Consider the following 19162-nt stretch of genomic DNA (forward strand, 5'->3'; position numbering starts at 1 on the left):
GGCTGTGGGCCCCACCGAGGGAATCGGTGGGGCCCACAGCCGCGGGTAACGACTGCCCGGGCCGTGCGGGCCGCCGCTTCCGCCGAGCCGCGCCGACGCGCCACACGCTCCACTCCCCCCGACTTTCTCAACCAACCATCAACACCCCAGGCCAGACACCACTACCCACACCGGCCTCGAAGCCCTGCACCACATCGTTGAGGACGGTGGTCCGGTCGGAGGGGGTGTGCGCACCCCACAACAGGCGTGCGGGCAGCGACTCGTCGGCGGGCCACTCCTGCCCGGCCTGGTGCAGGCGCTGCACCATGCGCAGCAGCAGCTGGTACTTGTGGTCGCGGGCCAGCCGCATCGAGCCGACGAGGGAGTCGAGCGGGCGCAGCGACTGCAGCGAGTACCCGTTCGGCAGCTTGGCCGGGTCGAGGGTGCCGAGACCGGGCCGCCGTCAGACGCGTGTTGGAGGCGGTGTGCCGGTGGTCGCCGAGGCGGACGCGCTGTCGGTGTCGGTGGCGGCCAGCTCGTCCAGCAGCTGCAGTACCGTCGCCAGCGTGGACTTGCCCCAGTGCTCGCCTACGTCCGGGATCGTGTTGGGGATGTGCACGACCGGTATGAAGTCAACCATGAGGTCAAACCGGTCGAGGACCTGCCCCGTCGGATCGCACCCAGTAGGCGGCCTTGTCGGCGGGCAGGCTGAACACGTCGTGCGCGCCGCCGAGGTCTTCCAGCAGCCATTCGGCGTCGGTGAGGTAGCAGATCGTGGCCGAGGGCCTGCCCGGTGCCCACGGGTAGGTGCGCGTCACGGTGCCGGTGACCGCGTCCATGGTGTCGCCGACGTAAGCACCGGCTCGCCGTCGGCGCCGGCCACCTGCTCACGGACTGCCCGCCCGGGTCGGCGGCGAGTTTGCGGCCGACGGTCAGCCAGTCGACGCCGGCCAGGCGTAGGTCGATGGCGTCGGCTCGCCGCTGTGCGATGGCGGCGCGCGCGGCCTTGCCGGGGCGTCCCACCAACAGGGTCCTCTCGCTGTTGCGCGCCCCCACGCCGAGAAACATGATGGCACTGCAAGATCCGAGGGGGATGTAGCGGGCAGGCGCTACCGGATCGCATGCGGCACCGGGAAGGGGCGTGGCGCGCCGGTTGGTGTGCGCTGTGGGCCAGGCCGCGACCCGTAGGCCGTCCTGCGGCCACTGGAACATGCAGCGGATCTCCCCGGCAGTGTCGCTCAGGGAGAAGACTCGGCCGTCTGTCCAGTCCTGCCGGGCTACGACGGGCGCCGTCGCCATGCACCCTGAGATCACATCTTGAGCGCCGGGCGGCTGGCCCGCGGATACGTCGTGACCTTCGGCTCAGGCCTGTCCTTCTCGCGGCGCCACAGGCGGGCCGGTACGGGCTCGGGGATGTCGCTGGTGTCGTTCACGCTACTCTCTCCGGACGTCCCATTTCGCCTGCACACCGTCGAGCGGTCGCACTGGACCAGGGGTGTGTCACGCCTGTTCCAGGGAATCCCCGAACTCGCGCAGCGTTTTGCCGCGGTGGCTGCGGGCCAGTTCGTGCCCGACGGCTATGGCGAGCGCAACCGGCCATTCGATGAGGTCGAATGCTGTGAGGAGACCGAGGCCCGCGAGGTAGGCGAGCTGATCCTTCGGCGGCAGTTTGAGCCGAAGGCCACCCAGGGAGACGGTCACTGAATCACCCGAGACAACTCGTTCGGCCGCGGCGCGGGCACCGCGGGAATTCGTGATCGGAACGGGTGCGCCGCCAGGCGCGGTATCGGGGTCTGTCCTGCTCGCTCGCACGGTCATGTCGCATCCCATTTCCACGGCCGCTTCCGGGCATCGGCTCGATACCCCTCCTCCACGCTAGATCAGTTCCGGGCGGTCTTCCTCTTGTGGACCCGGGTCTTGCGGCGCTGCGGCCCGGCGACGTGGAGTGGCCGCCGGGCCGCCTGGGCTACGGGAAGGTCAGCTGCCGCGGGGCGTTTGGATCTTTCGGCGGCTGCCAGGCGGAGGGCGGTGCGCCGGGTGCGTCCCGGTTCGTTCGCAGCCACCACGCAAACTGCCAGTTGCGGCAGGTCCGGTACCTCCACAGATCCCGCTTGTGGGCGGTGGCGGGTATCGAGTGCTCGCCCCATCCGGTGATGGGGGGCGTTGTCGAGGGTGACGTGCAGGTCGCGCACGAAGGCGTTGCCTTCCCAGTGGTGGCTCTCGGCGTACTCGAAGGCCAGGTGTGCGTTCTTCGTCCGGTCCCAGGGGTGGGGGCATTTCCCCTCCGAATAAGGGCCGTGGGTTAGTCGGCTCGACTGTTCCTTTCTTTAACCAATTTTACCAGAATTTCCACGAGTTGCTTATGGCGGTCATGCAGGGAGTTATTCGGATAAGGCATGTTGAATTCCTCATCCAGGGCTTTCGAATAGTCGAGGTCGGAAAGCGGCAGCGGGTTGCGGCAGATGGCCCGGAGCGTGGCGTTGGACCGGCCGGTGACCTTGACCTCCCCGAAGTACGCCTTCAGCAGCTCGGCCAGCGACTCGGGCGTGTGGTAGCGGATCTTCATCCACTTCCCGGCCATGAACCGTATGTCGACGTTCTCGGAGTCGAGGAATGGCAGCCGGGTGGAGTCGTTGCGGCTGGTGGCGTGCTGCTTGTTCTCGAAGGCCTGCTCGACCAGCAGGTTGCGGGTGCCGATGCACACCGTCCCGTCGGCGGCGCACAGCGCATTCACGGCGGTCAGCACCCAGTGCTGGTAATCCAGGGACGTAGTGGCGTTGATGACGGAGTCCACCACCACCATTTCGTACAGGCCGTGCTCGGCGAGCCGCTTCTCGATGGTGCGGATCATCGACACGACGCTCTTGATTTCGACGGCGTATTTGCGGGGCGTGGTGCGGTACGGCTCGTAGTCGTCGATGCTGTAGCCCTCGGGGCGCAGCTTCTTGGCGTAGTCGCCGTGCCCGGCGCCAAAGTCCACGACCCGCGTCTCGGGCCGCTTCCGCGGCCGGGGCAGGGCCAGCTTCTCCCACACCTCGCTCTTGTAGGCCAGCTGTCCCTGCTTGCGCAGCGAGGTGCACTGGCGCAGCCGCTTTGGCGGCACGATGTGCTGGTTGTAGACGGGGGCCTGGTCCTCAAGGCAGCCGGTCCAGTCGTACACCGCGTACTCGCCGGTGAGGTCCGCGACCATCTGCGCGGCGTCCAGGGACGGGCAGGTCCAGGCGAGGACGTCGAAGTGGTTCGCGGCGGCGACGACCGCGTAGTCGGCGTTCAGCGCGATCTGGCCCTGGTCATCGATGACGACGCTGCCCCACGCGCCGTGCCCGCCCGTCATGTAGCTGATGGCCTGCTTGAACGGCTTGTTGCGGGACTGGGCGACGTTGATGGTCTGCCAGGGGATCCACGACCACTCGCCGATGGGGCCGGGCTGCGCGTACACGATCGACGCTTCAGTCTCGGCCCTGTTGTGCAGGAGGTTGAACTGGATCTCGTCGGTGGGGCCCACCTTCGTGCCGAGCATCACCGCCGGCGTGTGCGTCATGCCGAGCGCCGTCATCGCCTTGATTCTCTGGTGGCCTGCGACCAGAGTCCCGTCGGCGTTGAGAGTGACCGGCTTGACGATGCCGTGCCGACCGATGGACTCCTGCAGCCTGACGAATACCAGCAGCTCGCTGTCGGGGGCGATCCGGTGCGGCTGCGACTGCTGAAGGTCTACTCGACCGGCCGCCAGGCCAGCTGTGCGCCCGTCGCGCTCTGGTTTCCGTATCTGCAGAAGCCGACCATCTCTCACCATCTGACGATCATGCGTGAGGCCGGGCTCGTCTCGATCCGGGCCGCAGGCCGCAACCGCTACGTGAGGCTGCGCCGCGACGACCCGGACACGAGATTTCCCGGCCTCCTGGATGCCGTGCCCAAGTCGCTGCCCTTCCAGGCGGTGTCCGGCAAATGATCAACGGGAGAGAGAGTCGTCGGCGGCCTTTTCCTGAAACCCCTCAAGCAGCAACCGCGTTGCCCCGGTGACCGTCCGGTACCCCCGCAGGCGGTGGGGTGACACATCGACTGTGCGTGGGCATGCGGCGGGACCGCATGCATCAAACCTTCACAACCGTAGGCACGGACGCCGGTTTGTGATTGGATGCGCGGGTTGCGGCCCGTGTGGCGCAGCCTCCCCGCGATCGTGGAGGCCGCCGTGGCACGGGGGAGGGCGTAGGGGCCTTCGGGGATGGGGACTCAGGGGGTTTCCTTGGCGATGTCACAAGGCGATGCGGTGGTGGGTGCCACCCGACACGCACACAGACGCAGACACATCCGGCGGCGCGGTCTGGCGCTCGCTGTGACCGCCGCGGTGACCGCGTGCCTGGTCGGGCTGGGCGTCTCTCAAGCGCAGGCGAGTGAGACGACCGGCTCGGTGGACATCCTGCGGACCGGCTGGGACGGGAGTGAACCGGATCTCGGCCCGTCCGACGTGCGCTCCTCTTCCTTCGGGCAGCTCTGGAGGGCTCCCGCGCAGCTCGACGGGCAGATATACGCCCAGCCGATCGTCGTCGGCGGCACGGTGGTGGCGGTCACCGAGAACAACAGGGCCTACGGCCTCGATCGCGCCACAGGAGCCGTACTGTGGCAGCGCAGCTTCGGGCCTGCATGGCCCGCGTCCACCCTCAACTGCGGCGACCTGGTGCCGAACGTGGGCAGCACCGCCACCCCGGTATACGACCCCGCCGGCGGCGCGGTCTATCTGACGACCAAGGTCGACGACGGCCCCACCCCCCTGAGCCCGCACTGGTACATGCACGCGCTCGACCCGGTCACCGGGGCGGAGAAGTCCGGCTTCCCCGTGACGATCCAGGGCACCCCGTCCAACGACCCCACCCAGTCCTTCCTGCCCGCGTACCAGATGCAGCGTCCCGGCCTGCTGCTGCTCGACGGGGTGGTGTACGCGGCGTTCGGCGGACACTGCGACGCCGAGCCCTATCGCGGCTACGTGGTCGGCGTCAGCACCACCAACCCCTCGGTGACCTCGATGTGGGCGACGGAGACCGGCGCCAGCAACAGCGGGGCCGGCATCTGGCAGTCCGGCGGAGGACTCGTCTCGGACGGTCCCGGCCGGATCTTCCTCACCACCGGCAACGGCGTCAGCCCGGCGCCCGGCCCCGGCAGCGCGCCGCCCGGCACGCTCGCGGAGTCCGTGGTCCGGCTGCAGGTGCAGGCCGACCGGAGTCTGAAGGCCGCCGACTTCTTCAGCCCGTCCAACGCGCCGACCCTGGACCAGCAGGACAGGGACCTGGCCTCCGGCGGGCCGGTCGGCCTGCCGGTCAGCTTCGGTACCGCCTCCCACCCGCATCTGATGGTGCAGCAGGGCAAGGACGGCCGGGTCTTCCTGCTGGACCGCGACGACCTCGGCGGCAGGTCGCAGGGCACCGGCGGGACCGACGAGGTGGTGGGGACCACCGGGCCGCTCAAGGGCCAGTGGGGCCACCCCGCGGTCTGGGGCGGTGACGGCGGTTATGTCTACTGCGTCGGCAACGGTGGCTCACTGGTGGCGCTGCACCGCGGCGTGACGGGCTCGGGCGACCCCGCGCTGACCGTCGCCGGATCCAGCCAGGACTCCTTCCCGTACACCAGCGGATCGCCCGTGGTGACCTCCGACGGAACGCGCTCGGGCAGCGCTCTGGTGTGGGTGGTCTGGTCGGGCGGGTCCAGCGGCGTCAACGCCCAGCTGCGCGCGTACGAGCCAGTTCCCGACGCGAACGGCGTCCTGCCGCTGATCTGGTCCGCGCCGATCGGCACCGCGTCGAAGTTCGCCACCCCGGCCACTGACGGCGGGCAGGTTTTCGTCGGCACTCGGGAGGGGAAGGTCTACGCCTTCGGTAATCCGGTGGGCAGCCCGCTCAAGGGCGGCCCGGTCGAATTCGGGCTCGTGCCGGTGGGCGGGTCCGCGAGCACCGACGTCGTCCTGACGGAGAACCAGAGTCCGTCCCATTCCCTCGGCATCAGGGGCGTCACGGTCGACGGTCCGTTCACCGCGGACACATCGTCGCTGCCGCCGACGATCCCGGCGGGCGGGCAGTTGTCGATACCCGTCTCCTTCACACCCGCCGCGGTCCTGGGCGCGAGTGGAACGCTCACCGTGGCCACCGACGCCGGCAGTTTCGCACTGAGTCTGCACGGCGTCGGCACCAAGCCCGGTCTGGCTGCGTTCCCGGGCACGGTGTCCTTCGGCAACCAGCCGACGGGGACCACGGCCACCGCGAACGTCCAGCTGACGAACACGGGCACTGACCCGGAGACCATCATCTCCGTGACCCCGCCCGAGGGACCGTTCACGGCCGCCGACCTGCCGAGCGCCGACCCGGCGAACCCGACGGTGATCCCGGCCCAGAGCTCGATCGTCCTGCAGGTCGGGTACGCGCCCACGGTCACCGGCCAGAACTCCTCGTCGATCACACTGAGCAGCACCAGCGGTGCGCTCACCATCCCGGTCGAGGGCGACGCGATCAGCGGCGAGGGCCACCTGGTGTTCAGTCCGACGAGCCTCTCGTTCGGCGCGGTGGTCCGCGGCACGTCGAGCACGCGGAGCTTCACCATCACCAACACGGGGAACATCCCGGTCACCGTAACCAAGGCGAAGGCTCCGGCAGGTGTGTTCAGCAGCGCCGACCAGCTTGCCGAGGGCCTGGTCATCGGTCCCGAGCAGAGTGTCCGCCAGACGGTCACCTTCGCCCCGACCGTGAGCGGCAGCCAGTCGGCCACGTACGAGGTCACCGGCGACGCCGGGCAGGGCGCACAACTGGAGTCGCTCACCGGCATCGGTGTGCCCCCGGCGTCGCAGCTGGGCACCGTGCTGGCACGGGACAACTCCGGCACCCTGTGGCTCTACCGCGGCACCGGTGTGCCCTCCGGGGCACTGGCCGCCCGGGCCGCCATCGGAACCGGCTGGAACACCTACAACATCGTCACCAGCGTCAGCGGTGAGATGGCGGACGGCACCGGAACCGTCGTCGGCCGTGACAGCAAGGGAACGCTGTGGTTCTACCAGGGCACCGGCAACCCGAAGGCACCCTTCGCACCCCGGAAACAGGTCGGCCCCGGCTGGAACATCTACAACTCCATCGTCGGCGCCCGCGACGTGACCGGGGACGGCAAGGCGGACCTCGTCGCCCGCGACAGTAAGGGTGGCCTGTGGCTGTACCGGGGCACCGGCAAGGCCTCGGCGCCCTTCCTGGCCCGCATCTCCATTGGCTACGGCTGGAACATCTACAACTCCATCGTCGGCATCGCTGACCTGACCGGGGACGGCAAGGCGGACCTCGTCGCCCGCGACAGCAAGGGTGGCCTGTGGCTGTACCGGGGCACCGGCAAGGCCTCGGCGCCCTTCCTGGCCCGCATCTCCATTGGCTACGGCTGGAACATCTACAACTCCATCGTCGGCATCGCTGACCTGACCGGGGACGGCAAGGCGGACCTCGTCGCCCGCGACAGCAAGGGTGGCCTGTGGCTGTACCGGGGCACCGGCAACGCCTCGGCGCCCTTCCTGGCCCGGGCCTCGATCGGGTACGGCTGGAACATCTACAACTCGCTCATCTGACCGAGGGCGAAGGCGCGGCCCCGCATGAGGGATCGCGCCTGTGATGGTGGCGACAGCTGGTTCCGTTCTTCGCGGATAGCTCGCTCAGGTCTGCGGCCAGCGGGGGTGTGTTGGTTCCAGGCCCCGGGGAGGTCGAGGAGATGGAGCTGGACGCCGCGGCTGAGGACGATGGTGGGCAGGTCGGTGGCATGACCGACTCGAAGTCGTAGGCCGCAGAGGTGGTAGAGGATCATCCGGCCGGTGGGGCGGACATCTGGGTGCCGGAATACAGCCCGCGCATCTTCTGGTCGCCCCCGAGGGCCCGGCGGACCTGGCGCTCGATCAGACCGAATATGAGCAGATCCAGGCAGATCACCGCTACCAGTGCGGCGACTGGCTTGTCGGTCCTGCACGAAGACGGGGAGTGACGGCCAGGGGGCCCCTTGGCGTCACCGTAGCGGCGCTCGACCGTGCCCTGCTGGCCCTTGTGGCGCCGCAGCACCTCGGCGGCGCCGGCCTGCTTGGGGGTGAGGGTGGTCAGCAGCGCGTACCAGCCGTCGACGGCCGCCTCGGCCTGGAGCACGTCCCGGTCGCAGTCCAGTCCAGGGGTCCGGGTCCGTCGGGCCCTTCGGCCCGAGCGGCGGTACCTGCGCGGCGAGTTGAAGGAATCGGTTCCCGTTGCAGCGCATGCCGGGGCGAGCCGGTAGGGGTTCCCGCCCGACTCGCGGCGCGGCACGTAGAGGCTGCCGGCCGAGTCGCTGCCGAGACAGCTGCGCAGGCCCTGCATCCGCGCGGCGAGGGTGATCGGCGACCACGGCCTGAACGGGATCCATGTCGGCAGTGGCGCGCCCGGCCGCCCGTGTCCAACGGGGCTGTCCCGTCTTGTTAGATCTGGTTCGTAGTCAGGGCTGGGCCTGCGGGGATCAGATCGCTTGAGAGGGTGAGCTTCCATGAATCTCATGTGATCTGGTCCGTCACCGGCGGATGGTGTCCGTCGTCTCATCCGCCGGTGGCGTTTCGAAGTGACTGCAGGGCTGCATGTTGAGCCAGGCCTGGCTATCCGCCTGCGAAACGTGCCGCCAGGTCCATGGCCTCCTGGGTGAGTTTGATGTGCAGGCCGGTGTTGTCCTGCGTGGCGAGCTGGGTGAAGCTGCCTTCGTGCCACCAGAACACCGAGGGGCTCAGCGCGCCCGGTGACTGCTCGAAGCCCACGGCGGCGAACCGGGCCATGGTGCGCAGCGAGGGCGCCACGCTCCTGTCGCGGATGACGTGGAAGGCCAGTTGGTGGCGGTGCGGCAGCACGACCAGGATGCCGTCCGGCGCCGGTGCGTCCTTGGTGTAGCGGCGTACGACCTCGTCCAGGACCAGGGCGAGGCTCGCGATGAAGTACGAGCCGCCCATCAGCACGTCGAAGTGGGAGCTGTCCTTGCCCCTGACCACCTTGTGCTTGTCAACGCGCACGGCCCGTAGGTTCTGGAACGCGCGGTCCCGAAGGGCCGTCATTTCGCCCAGATCGGCGAGGGAGTCCGCGGTGAGCATGTCGACGGTTTCCGGGAGGTCGAGCGCGAGTACCTCCAGCAGCCCCGGGACCGATGGGGGACCGTACCCGAGAGCTTTCAGGAGCGTGGGGTCGCTGGGAATGAAGCGGGGATAGAGCTGGGCCAGGAGCCGTTCGTGCGGCAGGGCCCTGAGAGCCTGCGGTCCATCCATCGAACGGATGACCCTGTCAACATGGTCGTCGACCAGCGTCCGCCAGGTCCGGGGGCCACGGCTGTCGTTGTGGCACACCGCCGCAAGATTGGAGAGGCCGAAGTGCCAACCCGAGTCTGTGGTCACGCGTCCTGGTTCGGCCGTTACCTCGATGCCGCGCTCCGCGAAGGCCTCGCGGACGAACGTACGCAACCGGGCAGCCTCCGCCTCGGACAGGAACGTGAACTCCCCATCGCGCGGCAGGTCCGCACCCTCACGACGCTCTCCGCGCCGAAATATCCCCACCAGGTCCCCATTCGCTCGAAGATGCGGATCATAGCCGCGACCTGTCCAGACGTTTTCTTCAGGTGTTCACTCCCGGTGGGGGTCGGACGCCGACGGGCCCTCGGCTCCCCCCAGTGGCCTGCTCCCACACCAGGAACCAGATCACCTGACGCGACGAGCGAACCGGAGTAGATCATTGAGATTCGGACCAGGTCAACTGAGACGGGACAGAGGCGGCGAGTGAACTGCTTGCCTATCCGGCTCGGGGCGTTGGCCCCAGCCCGTAGCGCGCACCGCGCGCCCCTGCGTACGAGCGACTACAGGGCCTTGCCTACCGCCGTGCCCGAGCCGTTGAGGAGCTCGTTGATGAGCTGTCTGGTCTTCATCTCGAGGGAGCAGTCGAGCGCCTGGTTGATTTGTTGGATGCGTGAGATGCGCGACGCCATCGGGCAGGTGATGGCAGACCGTGCCACGGCGGTGACCTCGCCGCTGCCGGCTCCATCTGCGACGGTTCGGCACACCCGGCTACCGTCGCCTCGGGAACCCCGGAAGGAACGCCCGGGGCGCCGACGGCGCATCCGCCGGCCACTCCAGGCGACGGCAGGGCTGCTGGCGGCCGCCGTGGGCACCTACGTCATCACCGGATCCCACGCCCCTGCTCGTCCCCGGGTCACGGCACCCTCACTGATCGGCGAGACGACGGCCGAAGCCCGGTCGAGCGCCCACGCAGTCGGCGTACCCGTCCAGCCCGTCCGACACCGAGTGTGCCCTCACCCCGGCACGCCTGTCGGCCGAGTATGTGAGCAGACCCCCTCGTGCGGCAGCCAGGTGCCACGTCACGCCCTCCTGCGGGTCACCCTGCCTCCCGGCACACCTCATCAGAGGTAGAGCTTCCCTTGCGCACCACGACCGTATCGTCAGCCGTAAACTCGCCCTTCGGCGCGAAGTGGTGCACGACCAAGCCGGGCGACACACTCGCGGCGGAGGCGATCTGCCGCACGGTGACCGACTCCGGTCCATGGGCGGCGAACAGGCACAGGGCCTCGTCGCGGATGACGGCCCGGGTGGTTCGGTCGTCCTGGGATTGAACGCATGTGCAGCAGACTGAAGGATTGTTCAATCCGTGCCCATGGCGGGCGGACGGCAATCCGGCTACGGCGCGTCTCGCCTGGCGCGGCTGCGGATTCGGACATGCCCGGAATGGCAGCTGAGGTGAGGGGACTGGTCGGGCGGACAGTGCTCGCGTTGGAAGGGGCGCACGGCCAGTTGGTGGGGGCCTGTCGACGGCTGGCTTGTGCCCTCCCGCGATGCGGCCTTCACTCCCCATGGGCGCGGGTCAACCCCGACCGCCGACTGGGCCCCGAGCGTATTTTTTTGCGTAGCGCAACAACTATCAGCACTTCGCTCGAGTGCCCGGCCGGGGCGCGAGCCGTAACCGGTGTCCTGGTTCGGAACGACTGCCGGAGTTCAGCGTACGGAGGAAACGACCCTCCCCGCTTCCCGAACCCGGCCGCGCTGCCGCTCCAACGGCAGCCCCTTGTGCGCGCACAGGCGCAGCACCGTCCGGAACCTCGTACCGTCATTCCTCAGTCAGCCGGTCGGGCACAGGCCGACTGACCGCGCGGACCGAATGGCAGTCAGGGCCATTCGGAGGCTCTTCAGTAGCGTCTGCCGCGGACTCCGCGCAGTCTGAAGCGGATGCGCACGCTTCGCCGCGGATCGAGCGGCAACACGGCTCTGGGAGGACCTGTGACCGCTCCGTCGCGCACCACGGACGTCCCGCCCGCGCGGTACGACGACCTGCGGGCGCTCGTGATCAACTGCACCCTCAAGCGCTCCCCGGAGACGAGCAACACCCAGGGACTGATCCAACGCAGCTACGACATCATGGACGCGCAGGGCGTGCACGTCGATGTCGTACGAGCGGTGGACCACGACATCGCCACGGGCGTGTGGCCCGACATGAGACAGCACGGCTGGGAGACGGACGCCTGGCCGGACCTGTACCGGCAGGTGCTGGCGGCCGACATCCTCGTGCTGGCCGGCCCCATCTGGCTGGGCGACAACAGTTCCGTGATGAAGCAGGTGATCGAACGCCTCTACGCCTGCTCCAGCCTGCTCAACGAGAATGGTCAGTACGCGTATTACGGCCGCGTCGGAGGCTGCCTGATCACGGGCAACGAGGACGGTGCCAAGCACTGCGCCATGAACGTCCTCTACAGCCTGCAGCACCTGGGTTACACCATCCCTCCCCAGGCGGACGCCGGATGGATCGGTGAGGCGGGCCCCGGTCCCTCCTACCTCGATCCCGGCTCGGGCGGCCCGGAGAACGACTTCACCAACCGCAATACCACGTTCATGACCTGGAATCTGCTCCACCTGGCCCGTGCACTGAAGGACCTCGGCGGCATTCCCGCCTACGGCAACCAGCGCACCGCATGGGATGCCGGTTGCCGACTCGACTACGAAAACCCCGAGCACCGGTAGGGAATACCGATGGCGAGGGGCGGACCGCCGTCGACGGGTGCGGCGGCGGGGGTCGGGCTCGAGTGTTGTGGATGCGCTGGCTGGCGGCGGCCACGCTGGCCAGCGCGCCCTTGCGGTGGACACGGCGCGCTCTCGCCGCCGCGACGAGGCTGCGGTGGCGCGCAGCCCCAATGGGACGACTGGCCAGTCGATGGTATGGGAGTATGCTTTATTTGCATGGCAGATTCTCGGACCAATTCCGCGGCCAGCCCGTCCGCGTTTGGTGCCGACCTGTATCTGGAGCTGCACGGGCCCGGGTTGCGCGCAGGGCTTACAGACGCCTTGAGGGAGGTCGTGCGCACGGGGCGTCTGGCGCCCGGCAGCCGGTTGCCGTCCTCCCGCTCACTCGCCGCGGATCTCGGCGTATCGCGTAGCACGGTGGTCGAGGCTTACGCCGAGCTGGTCGCTGAGGGCTGGCTCACCGCCCAGCAGGGCTCAGGGACCCGGGTGGCCATCCGGGTCGCGCCGCACAGGGCCGCGCCCCGCGCTCCTCGCGCGACGCCGGACGAGCCCCGTCGCCGGTATGGCCTGTGGACCGGTGCACCGGACCTGGCTACCTTTCCGCGCACGAAGTGGCTCACCGTAGCCCGGCGGGCTTTGGCCGCCGCGCCGCACGACGCCTTCGGCTACGGGGACGCCGGAGGCCGGATGGAGTTGCGTACCGCACTCGCGGACTACCTGGCGCGGGTCCGCGGGGTGTACGCCGAGCCGGATCGGATCGTCATCTGTTCCGGTTTCCACCACGGTCTGGCGCTGACGGGGCAGGCGCTCAGGGCGCGGCGGGTGCGAGGGGTGGCAGTCGAGGCCTACGGACTCGATGTGTTTCGCGACCTGCTGGCGAGCGCCGGTCTGCACACCCCGCCCCTCTACGTCGATGACCATGGCGCACGGGTAGACGACCTCGCGCGACTGCGCGACGTGGGGGCGGTGCTGATGACGCCGGGGCACCAGTACCCGACGGGGGTCGCGCTCTGCCCGGACCGGCGCATGGCTGTCGTCGAGTGGGCACGTGCCACGGGCGGTCTGATCCTGGAGGACGACTATGACGGGGAGTTCCGATACGACCGTCAGCCGGTGGGTGCCCTGCAAGGCCTCGATCCGGAGCGGGTGGTGTACTTCGGTTCCGTGAGCAAGTCCCTGGCGCCGGGGGTACGGCTCGGATGGATGGTGCTGCCGGAGGAACTCATTCCGGAGATCGTGGCGGCCAAAGGGCACGGCGACTACATGACGAGCGCCTTGGAGCAGCTGACACTGGCGGAGTTCATCGCCTCGGGTGTGTACGACCGTCATGTGCGCTCGATGCGGCTGCGCTACCGCCGTCGCCGCGATCAGCTGGTCGAGGTCCTGCGCCAGAGGGCTCCCGGCATTCGCGTGACCGGGATGGCTGCAGGCCTGCAGACGGTGCTCGAACTCCCGCGTGGAACCGAAGGCTCGGTGGTCCAGGCCGCGGCCCGGCAGGGTCTGGCGGTCAGGGGGTTGACGCAGTTCCGCTACGAAGTGGCGGACGGCGGATGGCAGTTGCCCGAACTGGACGCCCTGGTGTTCAACTACGCGGCGCCCTCGGACAGTGCGTGGGCAGGCGCACTGGACGCACTGTGCAGGGTGCTGCCCTAGCTAGTGCCGCATCAGGCAACGTGTGCTGTCCTGGGCGGCGCGCGGCCGTCAGTCTGTGTGGGTGGCAGAACGAGTACGCGTCCGTGAGATGGACGATGACGAGGGCAAGCGGCTTCTGCGGATCATCCGCAGAGGCACCCGGTCGGTGGTGACCTGGCGACGGGCTCAGATGGTGCTGTTGTCCGCGCAGGGCATGGACGTGGTGAAGAACGCCGAGGTGACGTTCACCAGCGCGGACCGGGTCGGGACGTGATCCACAACTTCAACGCCGACGGCTTCGACTCCTTCTACCCGAAGTACACGGGCGGCCGGCCCAAGACCTTTCGGTCATATTCCGCCGCTCCTGCTGGACTGGGGGCACGTCACGCCCCTGGAAGTCAGCGTCCCCGCTCCAACGCTGGGGCTTGGCGCCCTGACGGAGACCTAGTAGGACCCATTGGCCTTCCGTTCGCCCCGGGCGAGCGACTGGTGCTGCACACCGGCGGAGTCACCGAGGCCCGGGACTGCATGGGCAGCTTCTACCCCCTCGTGGAGCGGGTGACGGCTTGGGCCGATCAGCGTCCGGATGCGCTCGTGCGCAGGAGCGGCGCAGACCTGCGGACGCATACGGGCGGCCCGCTCGCCTTCGACACGGCCCTGATCGTGCTGCAGCGCGAGAGTGCGCGCGTCCGGGCCCGGAACTGCGAGAACCGGTGGGACTCGTGACGAAAGCGCTGCCCGCTTGAGGAAAAGTGGTGACGGCGCCGGGTGCCCCGGGCCCGGTGGGCCGTTGCCTGCCGGGCCCGGCGAGGTGCGGGCGCCGGGCGTGCGACTGAGTCGCGTTCGCGCTGGTAGGCGGCGAGGAGGAAGAGCCAGATACCGCCCCATGCCTGAACCAGCGGATCACAGAAGGAGGTTCGAATGCAGATCGGGTGACAAGCTCAGGGCCGCCACCCGGTTCAAATATGAGAGGAAGAGGCTCGGGCGAGTGCCGAGATGGCTTGGGAGCCGCCGAATATTCACGTCATGAATCCGCGCCTACCTTCTTGACGGCGCGGCCCAGGCAGGCATGAGGTGACGCCGTAACCACAACGAGATCAGTTCGGGACCTGGCTGCTTGTTGGGGGCGCGTCAGGAAAGGATCCGCACGAGCGCGGAGAGCGCCTGAGGCCATGCAGCGTCGGAGGGCACCCCGTATCCTACGACGAGGGCATCGGCCATGGCGTTCAGTGACCGTTCATGACGGTAACGAGACAGGCTGGCCACCTTGAGGCCCTGCCCGGTTGCCGACTGAAGGACCCGCTGCTCGGCCCCGGTCGGCAATCCGAGCACGGTGTGCAGGCCAGCCGCTGTCCCGATGACGCGCACCTTCGGGGCGTGCTGGGCCAGGGCTGTGACGAGAGCGTCTCGTCGATCGCGGTAGCGACGACGGGCAGCACGTACGTGACGGTCGTAGGCGCCGGAGGTGATGAATTCCGCCATCGTCAGCTGGCTGAGTACCTCGCACGAGTCGATCTGCCCCTTGACCGCCACGGCTTCCTCAGTGAGCGTGGAAGGCAACGCCATCCAGGCCAGCCGCAGGCCAGGAGCAAGGGTCTTGCTGGCGGTACCCAGGTAGACCACGCAGTCGGGGTCGAGTCCCTGGAGCGCCCCGACAGACTGGCGGGCGAAGCGGAACTCACCGTCGTAGTCATCCTCCAGAATCAGCCCGCCGGTACGTCTGGCCCAGTCCACGACGGCCGTCCGGCGATCGCGCTGCAGCGCCGTGCCCACAGGGAACTGGTGAGCAGGTGTGAGTAGGACCGCATCGGTGCCGATGGGCGGCACCGGGTCGGTCCCCTGGGTATCCAAGGGAAGAGGGAGGGTCTTCAGCCCAGCAGCCGCCAGCAGGTCCCAGTGCCTGTCCAGCCCGTAGGACTCGACGGCGACGTTCTTCGCCCCCCGCCTGGCCAGGACTCCGCTCAGGATCCGCAGGCCGTGGGAGACGCCGGCGCAGATCAATATGTGCTCCGGACTGGCGTACACGCCCCGGGCTCGAGCGAGATGGGCTGCAAGTGCGGCCCGTAGTTCCGGCCGACCGCGGGGGTCGCCGTAGCCGAGCGCATCGTCAGGGGCCGCCGCCAGTGCGCGGCGTGTGGCCTTCAGCCAGGCTGCACGAGGAAAAGCGGCGAGATCCGGGTTACCTGGGATCAGGTCGCGGTGAGGGGCGCCGCGCGGCTCGGCTGCCGAGGGCGCCAAGAACGGCCGAGTGATCATCCTGTCTGCCACGAGTGTGCCGGAGCCTCTGCGAGCGGTAAGCCACCCCTCGGAGACGAGGTCGGCATAGGCGTCAGCCACGGTGTTGCGGGCAAGGCCGAAGTCGGCGGCGAGCTGGCGGGAGGAGGGCAGCCGTGTCCCCGGGGCCAGGTGGCCGGTGCGGACAGCCTCGCGCACGGCTTCGGCCAGCGCCCGGCGCGTACCTCGTCCAGCGCGTATCAAATCATGCTCAAAGGCCTGCCGTAGCTGCGCTGGACTGATTCTGGTGCGGGCGCTGAGGGGCTCGACACCGGCCGCGTTGTTGATCGGAACATCGACCGGGTCGCTGGACAGCAGGTCGTCGATGGCCGTGATGCGCTGGTTGTCGTTGTTCAGATAGGTAGTCACGAGGCGAACCTCAGCACTCGACGCAGTCGCGCTGATGGCGTTGGCGGCTTCGTCGAGTTGGTCGGGGGCGCGGGCGAGAAGGACCAGAGCCGATGATCAGACCGGTCTTGCCAACGAGCCCGGCTGTCATGCATGAGGGACGTTCCTTTCGACGCGGTGTGTGGGACTCCCACGTCCCGTGGCGCACTACGCGACTCCGATGAGCGAGAAGGTCTACCGGATCGTCTGCAGCTATCTGATGAGCGTCGATCCTTCGCGCCGCCTTACCAAGATTTCGCTGCTGCGTTTGTTCCTCGACGCCTCGCGCCCCACCCTTATCGATCAGAGGCGCCGGATGAAGGCGATTGTGGTGATGGACCAGGCCGAGGGAACGGCCGGGATGACGCTCGTGGCGCGGCCCGAGCCGCAGGCAGCGCTGAACGATGTCGTTGTTCAGGTTCATGCGCCGGGATATACGCCGGGTGAGCTGACGTGGTTCTCGACCTGGACCGATCGCTTCGGCCACGACCGGACGCCGTCGATTCCCACCGGTCGATGGTGACGCAGCTCGCACGAGGGGCGGCGCCTAGTCATCGGCACCGGACGTACCGTCGATAGACAGATGGCGCTCCACTTCGACACGAGGGAGTTTGTCGACTTCGAGAACGACGCCCTGGAAGACATCGGCGGAACCGATCTGGGTTCGATGTCACCAGTGGAGACATCGGCAGGCGGTCCGCAGGCGTGATCATGCCGGAGGAACGTTGGTGTCCATCGCCGGCCCAGTAGGCCCACGCCCCGCACATCATCCTGGCCCTATTCGCCTCGCCGACGCAGGTGTCGTGCTGAGCCGCGAGGTCCTCGCCGGCGCGGCGGGCCAGATAATGTTGTTGCAGGACGACGAGGTCATATCGCTCGACGATGGTCGGGGAGCGGCACATGGACACCTCGGACGAACTTCTTCAGAAAGCTACACCGTCGGCTCTTTTGACCCTGGACGGTGTCATCCGCTCCCTCAATGCCGCGATGGCCACCGCACTGGGCAGGCCGTTGGAACAGTGCGTGGGTCATGACTTTGTAGATCTGCTCTCCGAGGAGCAGCGCATCTCGGCTGAGAGCCTGCTGGCGCACGGGGCCACGACGAAGAGGCTTGCGATGCGTGTGCTGGAATTTCCCGGCACGAGCACCGCGTCCGTGGTCTGCCTCGTCGAGGCGCGACCGGTGACGGATACCTCGAGTGGCGAGCGGCTTGTGTGGATACATTCGCGGGACGCGAGGCACGACCTCGGTGGTCTGCTGATCCCGTTCCAGCTTGCGGCGAAGGATGCCGGCCTCGGCCTGTGGATGTGTTCCCCCCATGAGCACCAGGTGGAGTCACTGGGCGGCGCGCCCGCCCTGGCCGCGCTCTTCCCGCAGGCGTCGGTCCCCCTGTCCGAGGTGATCAGGCGAGTGCACCCTGACGACCGGAGGGACGTGCAGCGGCTTGTGCGCTCGTCCAGCGCCCAGTCCCCGTGGATCAGGTCGCGGTTCCTCACCGAGCACGATGGCTGGCGTGTTCTCGCAGGCCAGACCCGCCGGATTCAGTTGGGATACGGCGGCCCCGAACGCGTCTTCGCGGTGATCCGCGACGACACCCAGTCCGAGACACACCGCCAGGAGATGCGGGCCGAGGTGAGCGCGGAGCGGGAGCGCGCCGATGGCATAACCGCGTTCTCCTCCGCCCTGTTCACCGCCGCCACCGAGCAGGAACTGCAGCAGGTTGTCCTGGCCCGGCTCGCTGCGGCCGTCGGAGGTTGCGGCGCGCTCTTCGCCGTCGTCGACGAGGGGCGCTTGCGGGTCTCCTCGGATGCCGGAATTCCCACGTGGGAGGCTGATGCTCTGCACGGCATGTCGCTGGATGAGGACCGGCCGTTGCCCTGCGTGATCCGTACCGGTCAGGCGCAGTTCTTCCCCAACCACGAGGAGCTTGTTCGCCGTTGGCTGCATGATGACGGTCTGCCCCTGCCGCGTCCCGTCCACGGCACCGCCTTGTCGATCACCCCCCTCAGCCCGGTGGGCGACCGGCCGCTCGGGGCCTGGGTGGTGACGTACGAGAGTAAGCACCCCCCGTCCTCCGAGAAGCTCGCCTTCATGACGGCGCTGGCCGAATTGGCAGGCCAGGCGCTGAGGCGCATCAGGCTGCAACAAGCCCACGTCGAGCTGTCCACGGCGCTCCAGCAGAGCATGCTCCCGACGCTGCCGGAGCACCTCCCAGGCCTGGAGATTGCTGCCCGCTATCAGCCCAGCCGGGACGGGCTGGATATCGGCGGAGACTGGTATGACGCGTTCTTCCTGCCCGACGGTGCGGTCGGACTGGAAATCGGCGACGCCCAAGGGCACGACGTGGATGCCGCGGTTTTCATGGGCCAGGTACGCTCGAGCATGCGCGCGATCGCCGCCCAGGAGCCTGAGCCGGGAACGGTGGTGACGCGTACCAACGATTTGCTCGTCGCGATGGACGCGCCACGCTTCGCAAGCTGCATCATGCTGCACCTCGATCCGCATGACGGACAGGTCATCGCCACCAGCGCAGGCCATGTGCCACTGCTCCACGCACGCGACGACGGCAGCCACGCCATCCGCACACTTCCCGCCGGGCCGGTCCTGGGAATCGTGCCTGGCGCCGTGTACCCCGAGGAGACCTTCATCTTGGAAAAGGGCACCGCGCTGGTCATGGTCACCGATGGTGTAGTCGAAGGGCCGTGCCTGACCCTGGAAGCCGGACTGGAGCGAGCGGGAGCGCTGGCCGGTCGAGCCCTTCAGGATCGGCTCGGCGTCGAGGCGACTGCAGACCGGATACTCGACGCGGCGGCCGCGGTGGACCACCTCGACGACGTGGCTGTGCTGGTCATCAGACGCGCATGA

General features: G+C 68.5%; 19 protein-coding genes and 1 pseudogene. 9 read left to right on the top strand and 11 right to left on the bottom strand.

Features of this window, described 5'->3' with window-relative positions:
* Positions 1-127 precede the first annotated feature (127 nt).
* The 6 genes from ACIP94_RS30355 to ACIP94_RS30380 form a co-directional block, all read right to left on the bottom strand.
* The gene (locus ACIP94_RS30355) at positions 128-349 is read right to left on the bottom strand and encodes a hypothetical protein (RefSeq protein WP_402432659.1); all 222 of its coding nucleotides are present in this window, start codon (positions 347-349) and stop codon (positions 128-130) included.
* A gap of 93 nt (positions 350-442) precedes the next feature.
* Positions 443-619 (bottom strand): hypothetical protein, encoded by a 177-nt coding sequence (locus ACIP94_RS30360; RefSeq protein ID WP_402432662.1) that lies wholly within the window; start codon positions 617-619, stop codon positions 443-445.
* Between the two features lie 4 nt (positions 620-623).
* Positions 624-818, bottom strand: coding sequence for a hypothetical protein (locus tag ACIP94_RS30365; RefSeq protein WP_402432665.1), 195 nt, complete (start codon positions 816-818; stop codon positions 624-626).
* A gap of 471 nt (positions 819-1289) precedes the next feature.
* Entirely contained in the window at positions 1290-1412 is a 123-nt protein-coding gene (locus ACIP94_RS30370) for a hypothetical protein (protein ID WP_402432668.1), read from the bottom strand.
* 67 nt (positions 1413-1479) lie between these two features.
* Positions 1480-1680 carry a hypothetical protein gene (locus tag ACIP94_RS30375; protein WP_402432671.1) on the bottom strand — a complete coding sequence of 67 codons (201 nt, stop codon included), beginning with the start codon at positions 1678-1680 and terminating at the stop codon, positions 1480-1482.
* A gap of 601 nt (positions 1681-2281) precedes the next feature.
* Positions 2282-3520 (bottom strand): methyltransferase domain-containing protein, encoded by a 1239-nt coding sequence (locus tag ACIP94_RS30380; protein ID WP_402432674.1) that lies wholly within the window; start codon positions 3518-3520, stop codon positions 2282-2284.
* On the opposite strand from ACIP94_RS30380, the gene ACIP94_RS30385 reads away from it, so the two are divergent.
* Both ACIP94_RS30385 and ACIP94_RS30390 read left to right on the top strand, forming a co-directional pair.
* Complete coding sequence (locus ACIP94_RS30385) at positions 3512-3928, top strand: ArsR/SmtB family transcription factor (protein ID WP_402432677.1); 417 nt, start codon at positions 3512-3514, stop codon at positions 3926-3928. The two genes, ACIP94_RS30380 and ACIP94_RS30385, sit on opposite strands and share 9 nt — an antisense overlap.
* A 384-nt stretch (positions 3929-4312) precedes the next feature.
* A complete protein-coding gene (locus ACIP94_RS30390) occupies positions 4313-7564 on the top strand; it encodes a choice-of-anchor D domain-containing protein (protein WP_402432680.1) in 3252 nt (1083 codons plus the stop codon).
* 229 nt (positions 7565-7793) lie between these two features.
* Here the strand turns inward: ACIP94_RS30390 and ACIP94_RS30395 are convergent, their stop codons facing one another.
* The 4 genes from ACIP94_RS30395 to ACIP94_RS30410 all read right to left on the bottom strand — a co-directional run bounded on the left by ACIP94_RS30395 (position 7794) and on the right by ACIP94_RS30410 (position 10844).
* Positions 7794-8330 (bottom strand): hypothetical protein, encoded by a 537-nt coding sequence (locus ACIP94_RS30395; protein WP_402432683.1) that lies wholly within the window; start codon positions 8328-8330, stop codon positions 7794-7796.
* 269 nt (positions 8331-8599) lie between these two features.
* Positions 8600-9445, bottom strand: a complete 846-nt coding sequence (locus ACIP94_RS30400; protein ID WP_402432686.1) for a hypothetical protein — start codon at positions 9443-9445, stop codon at positions 8600-8602.
* A 389-nt stretch (positions 9446-9834) separates the two neighbouring features.
* Positions 9835-9990: a hypothetical protein gene (locus ACIP94_RS30405; protein WP_402432689.1), complete on the bottom strand. Its 156-nt coding sequence runs from the start codon at positions 9988-9990 to the stop codon at positions 9835-9837.
* A gap of 380 nt (positions 9991-10370) precedes the next feature.
* A complete protein-coding gene (locus tag ACIP94_RS30410) occupies positions 10371-10844 on the bottom strand; it encodes a TetR family transcriptional regulator (RefSeq protein ID WP_402432692.1) in 474 nt (157 codons plus the stop codon).
* Positions 10845-11266: 422 nt separating this feature from the next.
* Here ACIP94_RS30410 and ACIP94_RS30415 point away from each other — a divergent pair, with 422 nt between their 5' ends.
* The 4 genes and pseudogenes from ACIP94_RS30415 to ACIP94_RS30430 all read left to right on the top strand — a co-directional run bounded on the left by ACIP94_RS30415 (position 11267) and on the right by ACIP94_RS30430 (position 14362).
* Positions 11267-12004, top strand: coding sequence for a flavodoxin family protein (locus ACIP94_RS30415; RefSeq protein WP_402432695.1), 738 nt, complete (start codon positions 11267-11269; stop codon positions 12002-12004).
* 216 nt (positions 12005-12220) lie between these two features.
* Positions 12221-13657: a PLP-dependent aminotransferase family protein gene (locus ACIP94_RS30420; RefSeq protein ID WP_402432698.1), complete on the top strand. Its 1437-nt coding sequence runs from the start codon at positions 12221-12223 to the stop codon at positions 13655-13657.
* Positions 13658-13718: 61 nt separating this feature from the next.
* A pseudogene (locus ACIP94_RS30425) lies at positions 13719-13981 on the top strand (IS630 family transposase); the annotation flags it as partial.
* A gap of 111 nt (positions 13982-14092) precedes the next feature.
* Entirely contained in the window at positions 14093-14362 is a 270-nt protein-coding gene (locus tag ACIP94_RS30430; RefSeq protein WP_402432893.1) for a SpoIIE family protein phosphatase, read from the top strand.
* 405 nt (positions 14363-14767) lie between these two features.
* Here the strand turns inward: ACIP94_RS30430 and ACIP94_RS30435 are convergent, their stop codons facing one another.
* Complete coding sequence (locus ACIP94_RS30435; RefSeq protein WP_402432896.1) at positions 14768-16153, bottom strand: PLP-dependent aminotransferase family protein; 1386 nt, start codon at positions 16151-16153, stop codon at positions 14768-14770.
* Positions 16154-16478: 325 nt separating this feature from the next.
* Here ACIP94_RS30435 and ACIP94_RS30440 point away from each other — a divergent pair, with 325 nt between their 5' ends.
* From ACIP94_RS30440 to ACIP94_RS30450, 3 genes are all read left to right on the top strand, one after another.
* On the top strand, positions 16479-16820 hold the full coding sequence (locus tag ACIP94_RS30440) for a hypothetical protein (RefSeq protein WP_402432701.1): 342 nt from the start codon (positions 16479-16481) through the stop codon (positions 16818-16820).
* Positions 16821-16880: 60 nt separating this feature from the next.
* Positions 16881-17006 (top strand): hypothetical protein, encoded by a 126-nt coding sequence (locus tag ACIP94_RS30445; protein WP_402432703.1) that lies wholly within the window; start codon positions 16881-16883, stop codon positions 17004-17006.
* A gap of 191 nt (positions 17007-17197) precedes the next feature.
* Complete coding sequence (locus tag ACIP94_RS30450; RefSeq protein ID WP_402432706.1) at positions 17198-19162, top strand: SpoIIE family protein phosphatase; 1965 nt, start codon at positions 17198-17200, stop codon at positions 19160-19162.

Origin of the sequence: Streptomyces sp. NPDC093261 (assembly GCF_044753645.1) — a bacterium.
Taxonomy (GTDB): Bacteria; Actinomycetota; Actinomycetes; order Streptomycetales; family Streptomycetaceae; genus Streptomyces.

What these genes read in the sequence shown, in the direction of transcription:
- ACIP94_RS30355 (WP_402432659.1), bottom strand. Translation starts at nt 349, where the DNA reads ATGCGGCTGGCCCGCGACCACAAGTACCAGCTGCTGCTGCGCATGGTG.
- ACIP94_RS30450 (WP_402432706.1), top strand. Translation starts at nt 17,198, where the DNA reads ATGGACACCTCGGACGAACTTCTTCAGAAAGCTACACCGTCGGCTCTT.
- ACIP94_RS30380 (WP_402432674.1), bottom strand. Translation starts at nt 3,520, where the DNA reads ATGACGCACACGCCGGCGGTGATGCTCGGCACGAAGGTGGGCCCCACC.
- ACIP94_RS30395 (WP_402432683.1), bottom strand. Translation starts at nt 8,330, where the DNA reads ATGCAGGGCCTGCGCAGCTGTCTCGGCAGCGACTCGGCCGGCAGCCTC.
- ACIP94_RS30410 (WP_402432692.1), bottom strand. Translation starts at nt 10,844, where the DNA reads ATGGGGAGTGAAGGCCGCATCGCGGGAGGGCACAAGCCAGCCGTCGAC.
- ACIP94_RS30365 (WP_402432665.1), bottom strand. Translation starts at nt 818, where the DNA reads ATGGACGCGGTCACCGGCACCGTGACGCGCACCTACCCGTGGGCACCG.
- ACIP94_RS30360 (WP_402432662.1), bottom strand. Translation starts at nt 619, where the DNA reads ATGGTTGACTTCATACCGGTCGTGCACATCCCCAACACGATCCCGGAC.
- ACIP94_RS30445 (WP_402432703.1), top strand. Translation starts at nt 16,881, where the DNA reads ATGGCGCTCCACTTCGACACGAGGGAGTTTGTCGACTTCGAGAACGAC.
- ACIP94_RS30420 (WP_402432698.1), top strand. Translation starts at nt 12,221, where the DNA reads ATGGCAGATTCTCGGACCAATTCCGCGGCCAGCCCGTCCGCGTTTGGT.
- ACIP94_RS30440 (WP_402432701.1), top strand. Translation starts at nt 16,479, where the DNA reads ATGAGCGAGAAGGTCTACCGGATCGTCTGCAGCTATCTGATGAGCGTC.